21 protein-coding genes are annotated in these 20,888 nt (G+C 43.1%); 12 read left to right on the forward strand and 9 right to left on the reverse strand.

The window, feature by feature from the left end; translation table 11 throughout:
* The first annotated feature begins 119 nt into the window (after positions 1-119).
* The 4 genes from gntH to A142_RS20965 all read left to right on the forward strand — a co-directional run bounded on the left by gntH (position 120) and on the right by A142_RS20965 (position 3,676).
* Positions 120-1,745 carry a guanitoxin biosynthesis MBL fold metallo-hydrolase GntH gene (gene gntH / locus A142_RS20950; protein WP_019824096.1) on the forward strand — a complete coding sequence of 542 codons (1,626 nt, stop codon included), beginning with the start codon at positions 120-122 and terminating at the stop codon, positions 1,743-1,745.
* A gap of 124 nt (positions 1,746-1,869) precedes the next feature.
* On the forward strand, positions 1,870-2,385 hold the full coding sequence (locus A142_RS20955) for a hypothetical protein (RefSeq protein ID WP_019824098.1): 516 nt from the start codon (positions 1,870-1,872) through the stop codon (positions 2,383-2,385).
* Between the two features lie 178 nt (positions 2,386-2,563).
* Positions 2,564-3,073, forward strand: coding sequence for a hypothetical protein (locus A142_RS20960; RefSeq protein WP_019824100.1), 510 nt, complete (start codon positions 2,564-2,566; stop codon positions 3,071-3,073).
* 114 nt (positions 3,074-3,187) lie between these two features.
* A complete protein-coding gene (locus A142_RS20965; RefSeq protein WP_017109820.1) occupies positions 3,188-3,676 on the forward strand; it encodes a GNAT family N-acetyltransferase in 489 nt (162 codons plus the stop codon).
* 135 nt (positions 3,677-3,811) lie between these two features.
* On the opposite strand, the gene A142_RS20970 is transcribed toward A142_RS20965, so the two are convergent.
* Positions 3,812-4,387: a nucleoside triphosphate pyrophosphohydrolase family protein gene (locus A142_RS20970; protein ID WP_017059167.1), complete on the reverse strand. Its 576-nt coding sequence runs from the start codon at positions 4,385-4,387 to the stop codon at positions 3,812-3,814.
* A 213-nt stretch (positions 4,388-4,600) separates the two neighbouring features.
* Between A142_RS20970 and A142_RS20975 the strand changes: the two genes are divergently transcribed.
* Positions 4,601-5,671 carry a sensor domain-containing diguanylate cyclase gene (locus A142_RS20975; RefSeq protein ID WP_019824106.1) on the forward strand — a complete coding sequence of 357 codons (1,071 nt, stop codon included), beginning with the start codon at positions 4,601-4,603 and terminating at the stop codon, positions 5,669-5,671.
* Positions 5,672-5,687: 16 nt separating this feature from the next.
* Here the strand turns inward: A142_RS20975 and A142_RS20980 are convergent, their stop codons facing one another.
* Positions 5,688-6,254 carry a DUF1415 domain-containing protein gene (locus tag A142_RS20980; protein ID WP_019824108.1) on the reverse strand — a complete coding sequence of 189 codons (567 nt, stop codon included), beginning with the start codon at positions 6,252-6,254 and terminating at the stop codon, positions 5,688-5,690.
* Between the two features lie 85 nt (positions 6,255-6,339).
* Positions 6,340-7,539 carry an MFS transporter gene (locus A142_RS20985; protein WP_019824110.1) on the reverse strand — a complete coding sequence of 400 codons (1,200 nt, stop codon included), beginning with the start codon at positions 7,537-7,539 and terminating at the stop codon, positions 6,340-6,342.
* A gap of 110 nt (positions 7,540-7,649) precedes the next feature.
* On the opposite strand from A142_RS20985, the gene A142_RS20990 reads away from it, so the two are divergent.
* Positions 7,650-8,522, forward strand: coding sequence for a LysR family transcriptional regulator (locus A142_RS20990; protein ID WP_019824112.1), 873 nt, complete (start codon positions 7,650-7,652; stop codon positions 8,520-8,522).
* A 402-nt stretch (positions 8,523-8,924) separates the two neighbouring features.
* Here A142_RS20990 and A142_RS20995 read toward each other — a convergent pair whose 3' ends face one another.
* Positions 8,925-9,161, reverse strand: coding sequence for a glutaredoxin family protein (locus A142_RS20995; RefSeq protein ID WP_016786183.1), 237 nt, complete (start codon positions 9,159-9,161; stop codon positions 8,925-8,927).
* A 153-nt stretch (positions 9,162-9,314) separates the two neighbouring features.
* Between A142_RS20995 and A142_RS21000 the strand changes: the two genes are divergently transcribed.
* The gene (locus tag A142_RS21000) at positions 9,315-9,812 is read left to right on the forward strand and encodes a YgjP-like metallopeptidase domain-containing protein (protein WP_004734935.1); all 498 of its coding nucleotides are present in this window, start codon (positions 9,315-9,317) and stop codon (positions 9,810-9,812) included.
* Positions 9,813-9,816: 4 nt separating this feature from the next.
* Positions 9,817-11,118 carry a 23S rRNA (adenine(1618)-N(6))-methyltransferase RlmF gene (rlmF, locus tag A142_RS21005; RefSeq protein WP_019824115.1) on the forward strand — a complete coding sequence of 434 codons (1,302 nt, stop codon included), beginning with the start codon at positions 9,817-9,819 and terminating at the stop codon, positions 11,116-11,118.
* An 89-nt stretch (positions 11,119-11,207) separates the two neighbouring features.
* On the opposite strand, the gene pilW is transcribed toward rlmF, so the two are convergent.
* Together pilW and metA are read right to left on the reverse strand one after the other, a co-directional pair.
* Complete coding sequence (gene pilW, locus A142_RS21010) at positions 11,208-11,975, reverse strand: type IV pilus biogenesis/stability protein PilW (RefSeq protein WP_019824117.1); 768 nt, start codon at positions 11,973-11,975, stop codon at positions 11,208-11,210.
* Positions 11,976-12,144: 169 nt separating this feature from the next.
* Positions 12,145-13,086, reverse strand: a complete 942-nt coding sequence (gene metA / locus A142_RS21015; protein WP_019824118.1) for a homoserine O-acetyltransferase MetA — start codon at positions 13,084-13,086, stop codon at positions 12,145-12,147.
* A 274-nt stretch (positions 13,087-13,360) separates the two neighbouring features.
* Between metA and A142_RS21020 the strand changes: the two genes are divergently transcribed.
* Positions 13,361-13,729: an ATP-binding protein gene (locus A142_RS21020; protein WP_019824119.1), complete on the forward strand. Its 369-nt coding sequence runs from the start codon at positions 13,361-13,363 to the stop codon at positions 13,727-13,729.
* Between the two features lie 84 nt (positions 13,730-13,813).
* Positions 13,814-14,236 (forward strand): DUF3859 domain-containing protein, encoded by a 423-nt coding sequence (locus tag A142_RS21025; protein WP_019824122.1) that lies wholly within the window; start codon positions 13,814-13,816, stop codon positions 14,234-14,236.
* 104 nt (positions 14,237-14,340) lie between these two features.
* Here the strand turns inward: A142_RS21025 and A142_RS21030 are convergent, their stop codons facing one another.
* Positions 14,341-15,447: a M20/M25/M40 family metallo-hydrolase gene (locus A142_RS21030; RefSeq protein WP_019824125.1), complete on the reverse strand. Its 1,107-nt coding sequence runs from the start codon at positions 15,445-15,447 to the stop codon at positions 14,341-14,343.
* Positions 15,448-15,707: 260 nt separating this feature from the next.
* Here A142_RS21030 and A142_RS21035 point away from each other — a divergent pair, with 260 nt between their 5' ends.
* Positions 15,708-17,672, forward strand: coding sequence for a tetratricopeptide repeat-containing diguanylate cyclase (locus A142_RS21035; protein WP_029405564.1), 1,965 nt, complete (start codon positions 15,708-15,710; stop codon positions 17,670-17,672).
* A 153-nt stretch (positions 17,673-17,825) separates the two neighbouring features.
* Here A142_RS21035 and A142_RS21040 read toward each other — a convergent pair whose 3' ends face one another.
* Positions 17,826-18,011, reverse strand: coding sequence for a hypothetical protein (locus A142_RS21040; RefSeq protein WP_017059179.1), 186 nt, complete (start codon positions 18,009-18,011; stop codon positions 17,826-17,828).
* 273 nt (positions 18,012-18,284) lie between these two features.
* Here A142_RS21040 and A142_RS21045 point away from each other — a divergent pair, with 273 nt between their 5' ends.
* On the forward strand, positions 18,285-18,944 hold the full coding sequence (locus A142_RS21045; RefSeq protein ID WP_017065541.1) for a DUF2726 domain-containing protein: 660 nt from the start codon (positions 18,285-18,287) through the stop codon (positions 18,942-18,944).
* 127 nt (positions 18,945-19,071) lie between these two features.
* On the opposite strand, the gene A142_RS21050 is transcribed toward A142_RS21045, so the two are convergent.
* Entirely contained in the window at positions 19,072-20,085 is a 1,014-nt protein-coding gene (locus A142_RS21050) for a porin (protein WP_019824130.1), read from the reverse strand.
* Positions 20,086-20,888: the final 803 nt, after the last annotated feature.

Here is a 20,888-nt window from a genome sequence, read left to right on the forward strand (position 1 = left end):
AGGTTTTAAGTAAAGTTTACACTATATATCAAGGTTCTGTTTATTAATAAACTTGTTTGCATCGGAGTGAGGAAGGAACTTCATTCATTTAATAAATACTCAGACCGATAGGTGAAACTATGAGAACTTTCGCAAAATTATCAATCATCTCTACAGCAATGATCATCACGACAACCGCTTTTGCTGCTGACCCAATGATGCAATACAACACCAAGCAGACTAACTCTGATCTTCAAAAACTCGAGAAATTTGAATATCACGAGGGTGAAACTCTTGAAGAGTATCTGAGCACCCAACCTAAGGGGAACTTGTACTCTTCAGAAGAAGAAGTGCTTTCTGTATTAATGGGCGGTGTAAATAATGGTGATTATCGCAAAGAAACCAATTCAGGTTGGAAAGAAGGCTTGATGTTTGAGGGCATTGCACCTTATGGCGATCACATGGTGTCGGGCGCAAACTGGTTCCCACGCACTGAAGAAGTTCAACCGGATGAAATGCGTGTCACGTTCATGGGGACATCACCAATGATTCGCCCAGGCCAAGCAAACACCTCGATATACGTAGAATTGGGTAACGGCTCTAACTTTGTCTTTGATTTAGGTGAAGGATCAATTGCGAACTACGTAGCGGCGGGTGTCGCGATGAATGAACTCGACCATATCTTCATTACTCACTTACACGTAGACCATTACGGCTCGTTACCTTACCTGTATCAATTTGGTGGTTGGAATGGTCGCTGGGAAAAGCCGCTTAACATTTATGGTCCGAGTGGTGCGACTCCAGAATATGGCACTCGTCATATGATTGAAGGCATGCAGCAAATGTTGAACTGGCACACCGATGCATTTGATGTGTTCCCATCAGGCAACGACATAGTGGTACACGAGTTTGATTTTCGCGACGACGGTGGCGTTATCTATGACCAAGACAATGTGGAAGTGATTCACTGGCGACGCAGTCACGCAAAAGATGGCGCGTCTGGCTATCGCTTAAATTGGACTCAAGATGACGGTCGAGTACTTTCGTTTGTTTGGACAGGAGACGGTCGCCCAACCGAGTTGGATTTGAAATACGCAAAAGGCGCAGACTTGTTCATTACCGAGCTGCAAACCGAAACGTTTGGTGTGTCTTCGATTATTCAAGGTGTGCCGCCATTCTTAGCACGTTACACCGTTGATACTCACCATACACCAGCGTACGCGGCGGGTTATGTGGCGAATGAAGTACAACCGCGTTTGTTCATGACAACGCACATGACATTCGCCCCATATCTTAATGAGGAAACCGTTGCAGAGGTTCGCCACCATTGGCAAGGGCCTTACCACTTCGGTGCGCCAGATGGCATTGTCGTTAACATGACTAAAGATAATGCGTGGGTTCGTGAAGGTATTTTACCTGATTTCCCGAATGCGCGAGCGCCACAATTTGATATGGCCGATGGGTCTGACTTTAGAATCCCGCTGCCGAAAAACAGCCGTGAAGACATACAAGAGCAAGAGATTCGTGATTTAGAGTTGGATCCAAAACTGTACTACCCAGAAGGCTACCACCCAGAGCTGTTAACTGAATGGCCAGTCGACCGTGACATCGTGATCCCAGCTGAACAAGTACCAGAAGCAATGAAGCAAGGTATGAACACCAAGCAAGAATACATGGATAGAGTGCGTGCTCACCACAACCTCGAGCGCAAATCGGTAAGCCGTCCAACTGAGCCTGGTGAAGGAGCAGGAACCAACAACAAATAGGGTATTTGTAGTGAGGGCTGATATTGCCCTCACATCCTAAAAAGTTAGGAAGCAGCTCATTCTCTTACACAATCATAAAAATCATTGCTAGCAACATCTTTGCTTAGAATATCTGGAGTTCATTATGAAAAAATCAATTTTAGCGGTCGTTATCCTTTCTTTAGTGGCAGGGTCTGTTTTCGCTAACGGACAATCAAATGCTCACAACTATCAACCTGGTGCGACGAATAACTCAGAACGATTAGCGGACATTGATCCTAACTACGAACTGACCTTACCTTCAGAAAAAGAAGGCTACACCATGTACGACAACCAATACATGTCAGATGGCGGCACCTACACAACGTACGTCAAACCGAACCCTTCCGATGCAATGCATGTTGCCGATGAAGGCTCACTAAAAATAACGCACGGTGAAGGTGGCGGCATTATGACGGAATACACAATAAAGGATGGCCAACATGCTTTTTCTGTTATGTGTGGATACACCTCGGGTCCTTCATTCTGGGCTGACGGAAAACCAGCGAAGGTATGCGAAGAGGCACAAGCATTAGCGCTTGCATTGGAAGCCAAGGGGGAGTGGGAGATGAAGCAGATGGCTTACACCATCGCGCCAGCAAGAATCGTGGTTGATAAGTGATTCTTGTCTCCAGAACGCTCGTTATATCGAGCCTCGTTATCTAATCATATTGATTATTTGTCGTGAGATGAAGAGGGGCTCAGGCTGAAATATTCCTGATGTTCCCATCCGCTCATCTCACCAGAAGTTAAGCCAAACAACTAATCAAATTGTTCGATCAAATTTAGAAGGTCTATCCATGAATAACACTATTAAATTATTGGCTATCGCATGTGTTTTACTTACTCCAATGCTTGTCGCGGCTGCCGAACATAATCACAGTCACAATCATTTCAACCCTGCACTAGAGAAACTTGGTGATGATATTATTGGCCTAACCGTGTGTTACAAAAATGGTTATCTCTCTGATGAAAACCAAGAACCTGCTTTCATGAACCTTATCAACCACGCCAATGTGGAAGGAGAGGAGTTAGGGATGTTCTACATGGACAAGTTGGGCCCTAAAGCCGAGCAAATCATGAGTGATGAAGAGGCTCGTCGCTTATGGACTGAAGATTATTGTGCTGATTTAACTGACACCTATTTGGACTCAGATAAGTTGGTTCAAAGAGCAAATGAACATCAAGGTCATTCCCACGGACACGATCATGGGCATCACCATAATCATGACCACCATGGACATGGCGACTTGACACCAGAGGTACTTGAGCAAGATATCGAACGAGGTCGTTTACTCAGTATCAACTAAGCCCAATAAAATAAGTTCATCTAACCTATTGTTAAATATTTACTATTTGTTAGTGTGTTTAGGTGCACATTGAGGATGTATTTCATATTTAGCGAAGAAATATTAGGAGTTGCGATGAGTATTATAGTGAGACGGTCTGAACCTTCAGATGCAAAGGGAATCAAAGAAGTTTACGAATGCACTAATGCTTATACTGGTACGCTGCAACTCCCAAACCCATCGCTGGAAAGCTGGCAAAAACGAATCTCTAATATGCCTGATAATGTGTATTCGTATGTCGCGATGATCGACGATGAGATTGTTGGCAACTTGGGAATGGAAGTGTGTGTGAATCCAAGAAGACGTCATGTTGCTTCATTTGGTATGGGTGTCAAAGACGATGTATTAGGCAAAGGTGTCGGCAGTCAGCTACTCGCAACAGCAATCGACTTGTGTGATAACTGGATTAACATCAAACGACTGGAGCTTACGGTATATACCGATAACGAAAGAGCGATCAGCCTGTATAAGAAGTTTGGTTTCGTGATTGAAGGAGAGTCCGCAGGGTTCGCTTTCAGAAATGGCGAATATGTGGCGGCTTACCACATGGCGCGACTGGTATAGCGCTCGGCTTCTAACACACGGCGACAATTAACACAGCCAAAGTTCCCTAATAGATAATAAAACGCCACGTTATTTAAACGTGGCGTTTGCTATTTTAGTCCGTTGGTCGCATTAAACAACCAGTCTTAACCTGGCTTAAGCCGTTAGAGGCTCAAGGTTCGCAGGACGGTAATGTACAGATTTTAATACTTTACCTTGGCGAACTGTTTTACCTTCAGATACGAAATCTTCCGCACACTTAGCGATGATGTATTCGCCTTTTTGAACCGCCATCAGTTTGATGTTCTGCTCAGCATAGAAAGCTTCAGTTTCTGCGTATTCTGTTTCGTTACGGCACACTTTACTCATGTTGCTTGAGTGCACTTCATCCCAGCAAGGTAGGAAATCGATTGAGCGGTTTTTAGAAACATTCAACAGTAGGTCGATCAGGTAGCTGATTGCTAGGTTGTCTTCTACCTTAGCTTGACCAAGGTGAACCAAACGTCCCATCAAAACATAAACGCTGTCTACAATAGCGTCCGCTTGTTCGATTTTAGAGTCAGCTTCTGCAAGTTCTGTTAGTTCTTCGATCGCTAGAGATGTGTGTAGCGTATCGCCTTTTTCGTCCATTGTTTCAGGAGCAGCAACAGGCAGATCAAAAGTGCTGCGGAACTCTTCAATGTCGCGGTAAAGGTGATCGTAGATTTCTTGGCTTAGTTGAGAAAGGTTCATATTCCTATCCATTCTGTTTCGTTAATGGGGCATTTTAACAAAGGCGGGAATAGGGTGCTAACGCAAAGTCGAAGAAGTCGACTTTTATTCATTGGACCAATGAGGTATTTTGCATACAAACCAATTGATTATTATGTTTTATTACCCTTTACTCTTCTAAATATACCAAATGTTGATGTTGCCATTAACTTCTGCAGTAGTGGAATCCCTGTTATGAACCAAGCTAGTGAAAGCGAAATTGTTATACGTCGCTTGTATCAAATCACCAATGATTACCGGAAGGGCTTCGATATTCAGATCGCTCAGCTGCTTATCATGGGGCTTGAACGCTTCAACCTTGATATCGGTATTTTATCTAAAGTCGATGGCAATTCTTATTTAGTCGAGCACTGTGTTACGCCAGAAGGGGTTGAACTCAACACTGGCGACACCTTCGATTATCGTTCGACCTATTGCGAAATTACCTGTAAATCGATTGGCCCTATCTGCATTGAGCATTGTGGCAAACACGATAAGTATGCGACGCATCCCGCTTACCAGTCTTTTGGTTTAGAGTCTTATATTGGCATCCCGATTTTCGTTAATGACGAGCTTTATGGCACCTTAAACTTTTCAAGCCCAGCACCCTATCATCGCGAGTTCAAAGAGTTCGATGTCGACGTGATGAGGCTAATGGCCTCATGGATCGAAGTGGAACTGGTTAGAAGACAACAAGAACGAAAACTCAAAGAGCTCAATGAGAAGTTAGAGTACCAAGCTATGTACGATCCTTTGACACATTTGCCAAATAGACGTTGCTTGTTTAAAACGTTGAATGCGGAAGTCGAGCAGTTAAAAGGCTCTTTAGGAAAGGGAACCTTGGCGGTTGTCGACATCGACTTCTTTAAACAGGTTAACGACATTTACGGTCACCAAATGGGCGATGTTGTATTAAAGAAAGTGGCGAGCGTGCTGAACAATAACACTCAAAAGGGTGAGTTTGTGGCGCGTTTTGGCGGTGAAGAGTTCATTCTTTGGTATCCCAATAAAACACCAAGTTATGTTGAAGATAAGTTCATGACTCTTTTAAAAGAGATGAAGAAAATCACCCTTGATAGAAAGCCAGTCACTATATCAATCGGCGCGTGTCATTTTGAGTTGAGTACAGGGGATACCAAAGGGGAAAGGATGTCGGCGTTAGATAAGCTCATCAAAGTTGCCGATGAATGCCTGTACATTGCGAAACAAAATGGACGAGATCAGTTTATTTCTCGTCCATATCATCAAGAGCGCTCAGGAATATGAGCGATTAACTGAACTATTAGCTAAACAAGTAAGGGAACAGTTTACGGCGTTCTTCTGGCGTTAAAGACTCAACTCTCGCGATGTTGGTATCAGGAATCGCTTCAGGGTTAGGGTAGTGCTTCAACACTTTTTCCATACTCGCTTCACGAATCAAATGGTAAACCGGATACGGAGAGCGGTTAGTCAGATTTTCATCGTCTTCTGGATCCGCACCACCAAAGCAATAGTCTGGATGGAAGGTGGCCACTTGATAAGTACCTTCCCAATCTTCTTGTTTGATCAGGGCTTCAATCCAATCAATGAACATGTTGTAGTCGAAAAAATCTTGCAGCATGTTAGGTACAACCACCAACGTCGTCTCTAACTCGGCAACCGGTGTGTTATCTAACTCTACAAAATGCGTCATGATGTCTTCCAGCAACGCTTCTTCCGTATTCGCTTCACTCACAAAGATCTTAATTTGCTTATTACGTTGTGGCTTAGCTGCGAATGGACACAGGTTTAGGCCAATAACGACATCGTCTAACCACTGTTTTACTTGGTCGTGGATGGTTTGAAGATCTGTGCTTTGAGTGTTCGACATAACAGGTTCCGAAATGAAATTTTGCGTAGGATATCAGAACGGACGTTAATCAAAAGCAATAATTGAGTTACAAATTCAGTCTTAGTTATGCTTGTGCGAGTTTGGAAGTCGATACTTGTAGCTGTTTCAACTGGTAGACCCAAGCAAATATCGCGACATAGAAGATCGAGCCGCCTGCAATCACGCCATTCCAACCGAATAGTTGCCAGCAATATAGGAGTAAGAAGCCACCTAAACTGCCGCCGATGTAGTAGTGGACTAAGTAAAGTGCCGTTGCTGTCGCTTTGGCGCTCGGTGCTTTTTGACTCACCCAAGAGTAGGCAAGGGTGTGGGAAAAGAACGCACCGCCACTAATCAATAACAAGCCAGCTAACATGAACGGGACTTTATCGACCGCAGAAACCAGCATTCCAATTAAGCTAACGCACACGCCCATCAATATACCGTTTAACGGATCAAAACGAAGTGTCCATTTGTTGGAGAGCTTAGAGCTTACCGTACCGGCCAAGTAACATAAGAATATAAGCGAAGCTAAACCAACGGGCACCGAGTGAGGCGCAGATACGAGCCTAAAGCCCATTACCGAATAGAGGTTAACGAACAGTGCGAAGTTAGCACCACCAATCAGCATAGCGAGCCACAGTGTGCGGTTTTTTAAGTGCATCACTACCGAGCGGTTATGGTGAAAGAACAGCCCTTTCTGTGGTTTGAAGTTTTGTTGGTCAGGCAGGCTATACGCAATATAGAGTGCGCCAAGCAAAGAGCCGACAACGAAAAACAAAACCGTTGCGTGCCAATCGAAATAATCCGTAATCAAGCCACCCAATACACGCCCGAAAATACCACCTAATGAGTTTGCCGCAATATAACCGCCTATCGCGACTGCGAATGCTTTCGGTGATAATTCTTCGACCATATAGGCAACCGCCACGCCTGCAAAAGCAGCGACCGCTATTCCCATGAATGCTCGTGCAATAACAAGCTGTAGTAGGGTGGTCGTGAACACCATGCTCAGCCCAATTAGTGGGATAGCAAATAAGCTGAACAGAATGATGGGTTTTCGCCCAAAGGTTTCAGAAGCGATCGCCCACGGCACCAAACTGATGGAAAGCCCAAGTGTTGTCGCGGCAAACAGCCAGTTGATCTGAGTTTCCGAAACTTGGAAGTGCTCCGCCATGTGCGGCAAGATTGGCTGAAAGAGGTAAAGGTTACAGAAAATGATAAACGAGCCAATCGCCAATGATTGGGTGATGCGTTTGTATTGAGGACTGCCTTTATCAAACATTTACGTTGTGCCTGCACGAGTTAGTAAGCTATTTGTGAACAAGTTATCAGCACAAGTGTGATTAAAGAAATATATTAAAAATATCACCTCTATATATTTAATATATCGTCATGCTTGAATCAAAACCACTTCGACATTTTCTGGCTGTTGCGCAGTTTGGTAACTTCACTCAGGCCGCCAAAGCGCTGCATATCGCTCAGCCTGCATTGAGTATTTCTATTAAAAAACTCGAACAGACGCTTGAGTTGATTCTGTTTCGTCGAGGCGATAAATCCGTCACTTTAACGGAGGAGGGCAAAGTACTGTTTGAGCATGCGAAGCGAATCGCCCAGCAGTTCGATGATGCTCAGCTCGCGATGAATGAGCTAAAGGGGCTAGAGAAAGGAGAGGTTCGTTTAGGCGCTCCAAGCATGATGGGGAGCTACTTTTTCCCCCAAGTCGTGATGGCATTTAAAAGCCAATACCCAAACCTAAAGTTGACCTTGATTGATGCTGGCACCGCTTCTATTCGTGAAATGTTGTTAAACGGCGAACTCGATATTGGCGTAATCAACCATGAAAACGTGCCTGATGATCTTGAAACTGACCACTTGTTAAGCTCAGAAATGTTAGCCGTAGTTGGCAAAGATCACCCACTGGCCACGCAACCATCCATCACCTTTGAAGAATTTTTTGCTCAAGAGCTGATCATGTTCAAATCGGGTTACTTCCACCGTGATTTTATCGATGCGACTTGTAAGAAGTACAACCTAGACATGACAATCGCATTCGAAACCAACTTGCTCCCGATGATTCTATCTATTGTAAAACGAGAGTTCGCCATTACCGCACTACTCAGCTTAGTGACAGAGTACGAGAAAGATGTTGTCGGCGTGCCATTTAAAGACCCTGTGAAACTGAACCTATCTTTGGCGTGGAGAAAGGAAGGGTATCTGTCCAAGGCAGACCGAACCTTTATTGATTTCGTTAAACAGTATGTGTGATTAATCTTTAACGTTCAAAATAAGGGGTAAATTGAACTAACATCACGCTTTGCACGTTATTTTGCGTATTGAATCACAAAATGAGAACCAATCATTAAGGGGTTATAATTTACTAATAAAGCTCAGTATTCAATAATAGCCATACTTAATGGTATGGTGTTCTTAGGTTATGAAATGTGAGTGTAAACAGCAAAAGTTGGTCAGGATACACAGAACGTTTATGGATCGTTTCTTTGGTATTAAAGGTAGGTACCAATGTGTGAATTGCGGTATGGTTTTCAAAATCAAAGGCTGATGCGATGCAATTCTTGTGCTTTAGTAAAGATAAAAAAACAAAGCCCGAGTATCCTAGATTGGATATTCGGGCTTTGTTGTATAGAAGTATTACTGGCTCAGAGCACGTTAAGTGTTCTTTGAGTTGTACATCTTATCGAAGTTCTTTTGATTCCAACCGACCATCACTTGATCGCCGATCTTAAGCACGGGGATAGAACGAGCACCCATCGCTTGCAATTCTTTACGACCACGCTGCATCTTTGCATTCGTCAGGCGATAAACAATTTTCTTAGAGTCTAAATACCTTTGAGCATCTTTACAGTGCGGGCATTTGTCTGCGACGTACAATACAACACGTTTCATTTTTACAATCTCTTTTTGAGTCTAGCTCTTGGTGAATCTCGCTAAAGTGTAACGAATCCTAGGTGATTAGCAAAGTGTGATCAGTTACACTATGCGGCTCAATTTTCAAGACCACAACGTATTGTCGTGGTGTAACTTGTACGGTCTTCCAGCATGCATCCTTCTTTACGCTATATTCAAGGCTATCCAAAGCACATACTTGATCCTGTGACGCAACTTGTTGAGTCGGGAAAATTAGTGCCGTGGTTTGAAGCTCGCTACCCAAAGAATCATGAAATAAAAAGCGAGAAAGCCCTGTTTGACTATGCGATTGAGATAAAAAATCGCTACATGAAAAAAACACCACCGATCAGCAAAGTGATTTACGACGGTAAGATACACCTAATCAACAATGCGTTGGGTCTGCATTCTTACGTTGCCAAGAATCATGGTGGAAAGATCAAATCAAAGAATGAGATTCGTATCGCCAGTGTTTTTAAAAATGCACCAGAACCTTTGCTGAGAATGCTGGTGGTACACGAACTGGCGCATATCAAAGAGAAAGAGCACGACAAAGCCTTTTACCAACTATGCTGTCACATGGAGCCGGAATATCATCAACTTGAGTTGGATGCCCGTTTATTCATGATGTATTTAGATTTAAAGAAGTAGCCCAATGAGCCAATCACAAAATAGAACGACGCTAAGCCTGTCGAAAAACAGCACTTCATCAGTAAAAACAAAAGACAATAAAAATAAAGAAGGTAGCGACAAGCGTATTTCTACAAAGAACACATCTGATAAAAGCCGCAAGAATAGTGCACCGAAAGGTGCGGGCAATAACAAAGCAAAGCGACCTTTTGCAAAAGATAGCAAAGGCAAACCGGGTTCAAATAAAGGATCATCGAATAAGGGTTCTTTCAATCAAACGGCTTTTAACAAGAACGCAGCCCAGAAAAGACGTTCGGCTGAAAAACCTCAAGGTGGGTTACACCCAAGAAACCAGCACACTGGCCGTTATGACTTTGAGTTGTTGGTTGCAGCCTTGCCCGAGCTAAAAGAGCATCTGGTAAAGAACCCAGTGGGTGAAGACACCATTAATTTCTCTGATCCATTAGCCGTTAAGCTACTCAACAAAGCTTTGTTGGCGCATCACTATGGCGTTAAACATTGGGATATTCCTGCAGGTTACTTGTGCCCGCCAATTCCTGGTCGTGCAGACTACATTCACAGAGTAGCTGACATCCTTAATAGCGATGGCCAAGGCGAACCTTATAACCACGCGTCTGTGAAAGCGCTAGATATTGGTGTTGGTGCAAACTGTATTTACCCAATCATTGGTGCGACAGAGTATAAGTGGCGCTGCACGGGAACTGATGTCGACTCAGTCTCTATCAAAACAGCGAACTTCATTGCGGAAAGTAACCCTAATCTAAAAGGTAAGATCCGAGCTCGCCTACAAGCGGACTCTGAATCTATCTTTAAGGGCGTGATTAAAGATAATGAACGTTACGATGTCACTATTTGCAACCCTCCATTTCACAGCTCTCTTGAAGAAGCGGAAAAGGGGTCACAACGTAAACTGGATAATCTAGCGGCAAACCGTGCTAAGAAAGCAGGTCAGTCATTCAAGCCAGAAACGAACAAGAAGCCAGTTAAGTTAGATAAATCAACTAAGCAAGATAAACCAACCTTAAACTTTGGTGGTCAAAAAGCCGAGCTTTGGTGCCCGGGTGGCGAAGCCGCTTTCATTATGAAGATGGCAAGAGAGAGTCAACTTTTTGCTACTCAAGTATTGTGGTTTACGACATTGATTTCTAAGAAAGATAACGTTGATATGGTTCGTTCAGAGCTTGGTAAGCTACGAGCTAAACAAGTAAAAGTCGTGGAGATGTCGCAAGGCCAGAAGGTAAGTCGCTTTATCGCATGGACCTTTATGGACGACGAGCAAAGACAAGAGTGGATTGCGCTCAAATAGCCGCTACACTTAGTTAAGATATTAAGCTGAAATTACGAACGGGCTTGTTGTTAATGCAACAAGCCCGTTTTTTGTGTTTTGCATATACGCTAAGCAGAAAGTAACTCATCTAACTTACTCTGATATTTCTGTTCTAGAGCTCTGTTACCTGCTTTGTTTTCGAGATCGACCAAGATTTTAAGCGATGGAATTTGATAGCCATAACGCTGGTGGAATTTGAATAAACGGAGTCGAGCGTCATTGTAATTGGCGTCACTCACTTCAATTTTTGATAACTGTAGTATCGATTTTACGCGGTTTGGATCGTGGTCAATCGCTCTGCTGAAGTAGTACTTCGCTTGGTCGGTATTGCCAGCCTTAAATGCGCAAAACGCGGCATTTTCATAACTTGCAGACACCAAGTAGTAGTAGGGCTGGTCGATAGCACGATTAAAGTATTTATCGGCTTGTTCGTATTCGCCTTGTTTACACAAGAATGTACCGTAGTTGTTCAATACATTGCCGTTTCTTGAATCGAGACTGAGCGCTTTGCGGTAAGTGGTTCTCGCTTCGTCTACTTCGCCCACTTGTTCGTAGTAATGCGCCATTGAAAGCCGAGCACGGTAGTAGCTAGGTGCGTGTTTAATTGCGAGCTCAAGATTTTCACGCGCTCTTACCATATTGCCTTGTCCCATATAGCCCAAACCTAATTCGATTCGAGATTCAGACATCGCAATAGGGTCACTTTCAATTTTTGGTGGCCCCTCAGTAACAGAGACGCAACCGACCAACGAAATCAAGGCGAGTAGAACCACGCTTGATAATGGACGGGGTCGGGATGACGAAATCGGGTTTGAGAATGACGGCTTGGCAAGCATGTGAAGCTCCTTATGAACACCAACCCATCATATGAAATCAAACCCATTGAAGTGTTAAATCTATTATGGAATGCGACTCAACCACCATAAAAAAAACGCGTCCAATTCGTCGTTTTATCAACAACCTACTGAACACGGCTTTATGTGTTTTTGAATCGGAATAAAGAACTTAATCGTCTTTAGTGAAATTTTCTTCGCTGAAATGATCCAAATCATAAGGCGTTTGTTGGTAAACGCAGTAGTTTAGCCAGTTAGAGAACAACAAGTGCCCATGACTACGCCAGCTTGCAACAGGCTTGTTGTCTGGATTGTTGTTCGGGTAGTAGTTGATTGGTATAACAGGCTCCATGCCTTCACCTAAATCACGAATGTATTCATTGTGAAGTGTATGGGAGTCGTATTCAGGGTGACCTGTTACAAACACGTTTCGCTTATCTTTGGTCGCCGCTAGATATACACCCGCAACATCAGAAGTCGCAAGAACATCAAGGTCGGTATGCTCAGCTAAGTACTCCTGAGAGAAGTCAGCATAGCGAGAGTGCGGTGCCAAGAATGTATCGTCGAAGCCACGTAAAATAGGGTGGTATGGGTTATGTATCTCGTGGTTATAAACACCAGATAGCTTCTCTTTACGAGTACGTTTAGGCAAATCATACAATAACTTCAAACCAGCCTGAGCCGCCCAACATACGTATAGAGTTGAAGTCACGTGTTTGTTTGCCCATTCCATGATGGTTTTTAAATGATCCCAGTAGATAACATCTTCAAATTGAACCAAGCCAAGCGGCGCACCAGTGATGATCAATCCATCAAAGTTTCTTTCTTTGACCATTTCAAATTGGCGGTAGAAGTTATCAAGGTGTTCAGTCGGTGTGTTTTTGCTTGGTCGGTCATCAATGCGCAGCAGTTCGACATCCACTTGCAATGGGCTGTTCGATAGTAGGCGTAAAAATTGAGTTTCAGTTTCAATCTTTTTCGGCATTAGGTTGAGGATCAAGACTCGAAGTGGACGAATTTCCTGTGTCGATGCTCTTGATAACGGCATAACGAAGATGTTTTCTTCACGAAGAACATCGGATGCTGGCAATTGGTCTGGAATGCGAATAGGCACAGCTTTCTCCCTAAGCTAGATATGTAGACGTCTATACATCTAAATCTATAGTAGTTTGATACGCTTGTCGATATGCAAAATGGATAGATGTAAATTATTTGTGTTTTTTTATCAGAAGCAACACATCGATTTTTAAGGCATATCATCACGTTGTTTGTCGATTCGGGTAATGCTTGGAGAGTTGTATAAGTGGGTAGGATAGGAGCAGTTTTCAGAGCACCCCGTTATTAATTAAGATAAACTCATGTTTTCAAATTAGCCTGTAAAGTGATTGATGAAGTTAATACTCATTCGAGGGCTGCCCGGTTCGGGTAAGTCCACAAAAGCGAAAACCTACGATGCATTGCATGTCGAGGCGGACATGTATTATGTGAATGAACAAGGTGAGTACCGTTTCGATCCTAGGCAGTTGCAGCAGGCTCATGAGTGGTGTCAGAACACGGCTGAAAATGGTTTGAAGCAAGGTCTGGATGTTGTGGTCTCAAATACCTTCATCAAACAGTGGGAAATGAAAGCCTATCGCCAGCTTGCACTTAAATACAAAGCGGACTTGGTTATTGAAGTGTGCCGAGAGCAATATGGCACTATTCACGACATTGAACCTTCAGTGATTAAGCGAATGGCGAAAGATTGGCAAGAATAGTCTCGTGCTCCCTATACTTGTGCTTGCGTGGCTGAATGGCAAATAGCATTAAATTAATAGAACAACTCCAAGGTAACGATTCAAATGGCAAAGCGCTCTGTTGTGGTCGACATGACTTCTTACGGGATCTACTCCACATGGGATTCTAAATCTAAAGATCTTCCAAAAATCCAAGAATTTACCACAACGGTTGATGCTGAAATTGACGTAGAGTTTGGCTATATCCTGAATATCAAAAAAGCCAAAGGGGAGAAGATCCGTTACTGCATTTATCACCCAAACATCACCACAGACAAAGGTGAAGTGCTCGAACCGTTCGATGGCGAAGAGTATGTCGGCAACAATGACTGGGATTTCTACTTAGGTGACACTATCTGGGCACCTGTCTCGAACAAGCTCGGTAAATGGCGCATGACAGTCGAACTAAAAGGCAACATCATTGCCGACAAGACGTTTGACCTAGTAGCAAAAGATGAAGGACAGTTTTGGAAGCGTAGGGGTTTCTAGGCTCGAGCCTTCAGCTAAGTTCAAGCAAAAAAAGCCGAGTCACATGTGGACTCGGCTTTTTGATATGAGCTAAATGGCTTTCACCATCTAGCTCACAAGTAAGATTATTGTGTTACGTAAGCCACAACAAACTCAGTGATAGCGACCATGTCTTTCACTGCAATGTACTCTTCAGTGGTGTGAACTTTCGCCATACCTGTAGAAAGGTTAACTGTTGTTAGGCCTTTTGCGTTGAAGTTGTTTGCATCGCTACCGCCGCCAGTGCGTTTAGTGTTCGCTGTTACGCCAAGCTTCTCGAATGCCGATTTGATAGACAGAATATGCGGGTGATCATCTGCAATAACGAATGCATCGTAAGCACGAGTCGATTCGATTTCTACTTCAGCGCCAAACTGCTTCGCGCTCTCTTCGAATGTCGAGATCATGTGCTCAACTTGAGCCGTTAGCTTCTCGCCGTTTAGAGAGCGTGCTTCAGCCACGACTTTAAGCTCTGGCATTACGATGTTAGTCGCTTGACCACCTTCAACAATACCAACGTTTGCTGTCGTTTCTTCATCGATGCGAAGTAGGTTCATCTTGGTGATTGCGTCTGCAGCAACTTGAATTGCGCTGATGCCTTCTTCTGGCGCTAAACCAGCGTGAGCAGGGCGACCTTTGATTTTAGCAACAATCTTTTGCTGGCCCGGCGCTGCGTTTACGATAGTGCCAATTGGACCGCCTGTATCAAGTACGATTGCGTGCTCAGATTGAATGTAAGACATATCGAAGTTCAAAGAACCGAATAGGCCGCCTTCTTCGAATACTGTGAATGCGATTTCAATCGTTTTGTGTGCTTGGCCTTCAGCTTGGATTACGCGAACCGCTTCCATGATAGCCGCAATACCAGATTTATCGTCACCGCCTAGGATTGTGTTGCCTTTTGAGCGGATGATGCCGTCTTCGATGATTGGCTCAATGCCGATACCTGGGGTTACTGTGTCCATGTGGCAGCTGAATACTGTGCTACCTGGAAGTGTGCCATCTAAACGCGCGTAGATGTTGAAACCGTTCGATACTTCTTCTGGAACAGCCAGTTTATGTACGTCAAAGCCTAGTTCGCCTAGCTGTTCAGCCAACGCTTCAGCAATCGCTTTTTCGTTGCGTGATTCACTATCGATTTTCACAAGATCGCAGAAATGGTCGACAAGACGTTGTTCATTAATTTGGGTCATTGTTAATTCTCATTATGGTTCCGCTCTTTCCTTAGAAGTCACGGCTATAGGAACAGGAAAATCACTATAACGCCTTTTTGTAGGATGATTGTCTGAGTTAAATCAAGAAAGTCGCCTGATTATTCCAATTAATGAGAAAAACACGACTCAGTTCGACCAATAGACAACATTTTAATCTGTATATTGCTCGGGTATACTGCATAACCCATTTCAATAAGTGAGCCTTAAGATAAGCATGCAATCTATGACGGCATTGATATATGAATAAAAACAACGTTTTAGGATCGTTTCTGCTCGTTGTTACAATGAGTGCCGTGCTTGGTCTTTATCTTTTGTATCCCTTAAACGAGGTTGATTTGAGTAAGCCTCAAGTCCATGACACCTCTGTCTACACGCCAGAAAAAGAGCTTTCCCAAACAGAATATGGGAAAAAACTGATTCATCTCCTCGAGTTGTCACGCAGTGATCCTCTTTTTGCCTCAAAAGAGCTTAACAAGCTACCAAAGTTAAGCGCTGCTGAAGACTTAGCCATTTATCAAGCCTACCGACTCATGATCTTGTCCAATGTCGCGCAACATCAACAAGATGCTAAAGCTGTTATGGCATACCTAGAGCAAATCAGAACGCTAGCAGATCAGGAAGGAATGCAGTGGTTGAAATCACAATCATTGGTTGAATCTGCGATTGAATATCTGAAAGAAGGGGAGCTCGCAACTGCTGAAATCCAGATTCGATCAGCGATAGGGATAGCAGAATCGATTCGTTACGATGAGTTGCTGGTTAAAGCTTATAACACGGCTGGTGCGATTAATAATGTGCGCAACGACCTACAGGATGCACAGTACTTTTTCCATAAAGGCCTACAACTAGGTAAGCAGTATCCAAAGCATATTTATAACAGCAAGCTGATGTCGAATATGGCCTTACTCTACATTTATTTGGAAGATTGGCCGAAGGCTTTGCGTATTATCGAGAAAGCCAAAAAGCTCTATTTCGACAGCGGCCTACTTGAAGATGAAGCGATTGGAATACTCTATATCAATGAGTCATTCAGTCATCTCAGTAGTGGGGACTTCGTAAAAGGGCGTATTGCTTATGAGAAAGCTGAAGCGCTCAATAGTGAAAGAGTCAGCAATCGCTATAAAATCCTTTTGCTGAGAGCCTATAGTGATGTGTTGCTTTCGGAAGGAAACTTCAATACTGCATTAGCAATAACGAATAAGTGCCTTCATTCGACGGGCATTGAAAAGTACACACTTCAAAATGGTCAGTGTTATCTGAACCGAGCGTTAGCTAACATTGGATTGGATCAAGATGACGCCATATTGAATGATCTTGAACGAGCACTTGCAATCTTTGAAGTGGTTGGGAGCAGAAGTTGGAAGGTACTAGGCTTAAAAACACTGGCTGAATATTACGAATCTCAGGGTGACCTTGATACTGCACTGAGTTACTACAAACAATATTATCATGGCAACAAAGCGTTATTGTTTGATAAAAGGCAGAGTGATATTTTCTTGCTAGAACAAGACTATGCAAAACAGACACTTGCTAATGAAAACGAATTACTCAATACAGAAAAAGACCTCAACGAGTTGCTGCTTCAAAAGGAACAACTGAGAAACAGAATCGTGGTGGCATTGATCATAATGGTTAGCATTAGTGCTGTATTACTGGCGATTCGGCTTCGCAGCATTCAAAGTAAAAATAAAGCGCTTGTGACTCAATCTACAACGTGTGCGCTAACGGGTTTATACAACCGACGCTATCTAGAGCAGTTGTTAACTCAGCCAATGCCATTTAATACTTCACGGTTTGGAATCAGTCTCGTCATTCTAGATCTTGACCACTTTAAGCGCGTTAATGACACCTTTGGGCATGATATTGGTGATGAGGTTTTAGTGGAAGTCGCAAGGCGAGTAAAGCAGCACTTATTCCCAAATGATGTAGTGGCTCGCTGGGGTGGTGAAGAGTTTGTTATGCTGCTGTCTGGTTCCATTGATCCTGAGCAACAGTTGAACGTTATCCGTTTAGCTATTTCTGAAACACCCATTGATACGCACTCCGGCTCTTTAGACCTCACCACATCGATAGGAGCGTCGATTGGTATTGTTCATGAGCAACTCAATCAAGATACTTACAAAAAGTACCTCAAAGCCGCGGATGATGCACTATATCAAGCGAAAGAGTCGGGTAGGAATCAAGTCATCATCGCTGAAAGTTAATCGCTAATCTGGAAACAAAAAGCCATTCTGATCTTCGTGAGATAAGAATGGCTTCTGGAACACTCTGAGATCGCTAATATCAAAATTTGAGTGAGAAGTGGGGTTTACTTAGCGATATGTCGAGTTTATCTATATCAACATTTTCTAAATGAGTTACTTAGCGACACCTTGAAGCATTTCCACCAATTCGCCTTCTGTCGCTGGTTCACTAGCAAGTTCAATCACTGCCGAAGCGCCGCCTTTTAACATGTAGGCTTGGGTTCCGCAGTGGTCATAGTGGAACCATTTACCATCTACACATACGTCGGTATAACATCTTGGGTCTTGTTTAAGTTCCATATCAATTTCCTTATTAACATTTGCCTAACGTTTTTCAGACTAGTTGATCACAAATCTAGGTAAATTGATCTAAATCAATCTAGAGTGTAATTGATGATTTAATTATCAAAATAGGAGAGGTGTGTCTAGCGAAGGAGCGACCTCTCATTGGGCACTGCGCTCAAAGGTCGTGATTCTGGTTGGCAACTCTCGCTCTTTTGCTTGCCAGTTGGTGCTTTTCTACATACGCTAGCCACTCTCTTAATCCCTATACAGACTTGATTGTGTTGGAAAATGACTAATATCTTTATCGTTGTAATTGTTCTGGTTGTGTTCTTTTACTTTATTCAAAAGTATGTGGTGAAACACGATGACACCAAAGACCACGCTTATCAGAAGAAAGGTGCGTTGATGTCGGCGCAACAGGCGACATTCTATAATGCGCTAAAATCCGCTGTGGGTAACCATGGGGAAGTGTTTGCGAAAGTCAGCATGTCGAACGTGCTTGTTCCTGCTAAGACGAACAACAAGAAGAATTGGTTTATCGCCAACAACAAGATCTCACGTAGTTACTTCGACTTTGTTGTTTGCGATCCGCGAACGCTAGAACCCCGCGTGATCATCGAACTTGATAACGGCAAAGAGCTCAATAAAGGGAAAGTCGACCGCGAAAAGCTACTGATTCACGTCTGTAAATCGGCAGGTTTACCTCTGATTGGTGCTTCAATTAAGCACAGCTACCAAGTGAGCCGTTTGAAGAGGTTACTGGCAGCCCACATCGATTTAATTGAACCATCCAAAGAAGTTCGATTCTGTAAGAAATGTGGTAGTCCAATGATCATCAAACTGGCAAGCCAAGGCGATTACAAAGGCCGACGCTTCTTCACTTGTAGCCGCCAGCCAAACTGCACCTATACCGAAAACTACAACGTTGTATTCGATGTTGAAGAATAGTTGGTATCGATAGTAATGCATCCGGTTGGACTCGATTCAATCGCTTAGATACGAATAAGTTATACAAACTAAAAAGCCGAACATTGATTATGCTCGGCTTTACTAATATTAAGTGGATTGGTTTAGACTAAAACGCGTAACGCATACCGAGCTGTAGCTCATCTTCGTCGTTATCGCCTTGCCCACCTTCGCCCTCGTCTAACATGTTAAACTTATAACTACCAAAGAAGGCCACATCGCCAATATAACGTGCGTATTCTAGACCGATAAAGTTAATGTCGTAATCTGCAATATCGTCAGCTCCAAAGTAGCTGTAGGTCAGGTTGACGGTGTTGACACCAAACGAGTATCCCAAGTAAGCATCGGCAGAATCGTAGTCTGAATCTTTTACGCCTAGACCTGAAATACTACCAAATTGATAGAGTGCGGCGAACCAAACCCCCTGATCGTTGGTGTACTTAACCGCACCAATATAGGCATCAGAAGTTTCTGTATCTGTCCCAACGCCATAGGTTTCATCACTTGACGCATAACCGACGCCAATATCTAACCCAATCGAAGTGCTGCCGGCGACAACTGCACCGAAGCCGTCACTTTGTGCTGATTCACTATCTGAATTGAAATTGCCATCAATTTGAAAGGTGATTTTGTCGCTTGTCAGTTCATAACGTAAAACATTTTTTGCTCGATCAGCAGTCGACACCGTGTATTCATTGATATAGCCGCTGAAGGTTTCAGCCATATCCGTCCAATCGGTTAAGTAGGTAACGGCATTATTTTGGTGGCCATAATAGACGTTACCGTGATTGGTTTGAACACCCGTATATAAGAATCGAGTGTTAATGCCGATATCATCTGATGCGCCATCTTCAGACTCTGTTAGTTCGAATTCATATTTCCCAAAAAAGGAAACATCGTCCGACGCTTTTTGTGTGCCATCGACACTTAAGCGGACACGTGATCTATCACTATAGGTGCTACTATTACCAGCACTTTTATTCGCATCAGAGAAATTCCCTCGAACTTCTGCGCGGCCGCCGATATTGAATACTGTTTCATCTGTCTCATAAATGGTCGCCGCCGATACGGCAGATGTCGATAGTATGCTCACCACTGCAATGGCGATATGTGATTTTTTCATAATTTATTCCCTATTTTTCACACTTGTATTTATCGCAAACCATAAATTCACGTATGGCATTGAATTTAGGTCAATGATTCCTACAGGTTATGAATATAGGCGCGCTTTACCATTATGCAAATTTCATTATGTATTACTGTGCTGTATGTATTCAAAATAGCTATGATGTGTGGGGTTGGGTTTTGAATTGCTTATAGATTGTTGCTCTTGAGGGAGATTAATCGTAGCTGATGTTTTTCGACTATAGAGTGCTATCGTATTTATGTATGTTGGTAATAACCCGGCCACTTTATATGAAAAATCCGAATTTAGTCATTGCGGTCTAGTAATTCGATGACGACGATTACAAAATCGTGGTGATTTTTATGAATGATGTATTTCAGTGAGTTACAAAGCCTCTGCGTGCCTTTCACTTATAATGATCAAAATACTACGGTAACCCAGTGGGCAAGCAAAATTTTTGACACTAAATATAGGCATTGATCTATATCTGTATGGTTACTGTAAAGGCCAAGAAAAACGGTATAGACAACAAAAATCCCAAATTGAACACATTAGGTTAGTTAACTGATTGTCATCAAGGATTAGAATTTTTCTAACTAAACTTTGCTTTTCAGCGGTTTGACGATAATCTGGGTGTAAAATCGACATGTTGTTATGTCTTTGATTGCAAAGTGAGCAAACGAATCGCAAGATGCCAGTTAATACTTGCACCATCTGTTTATCATGGATATCATCGTTGGCGTTCTAAGGGAATGCGTCCGTAGCTCAGTTGGTTAGAGTACCGCCTTGACATGGCGGGG

It is taken from the genome of Vibrio splendidus 12E03, assembly GCF_000272105.2.
In the GTDB taxonomy this organism is placed as follows: Bacteria; Pseudomonadota; Gammaproteobacteria; order Enterobacterales; family Vibrionaceae; genus Vibrio; species Vibrio splendidus_I.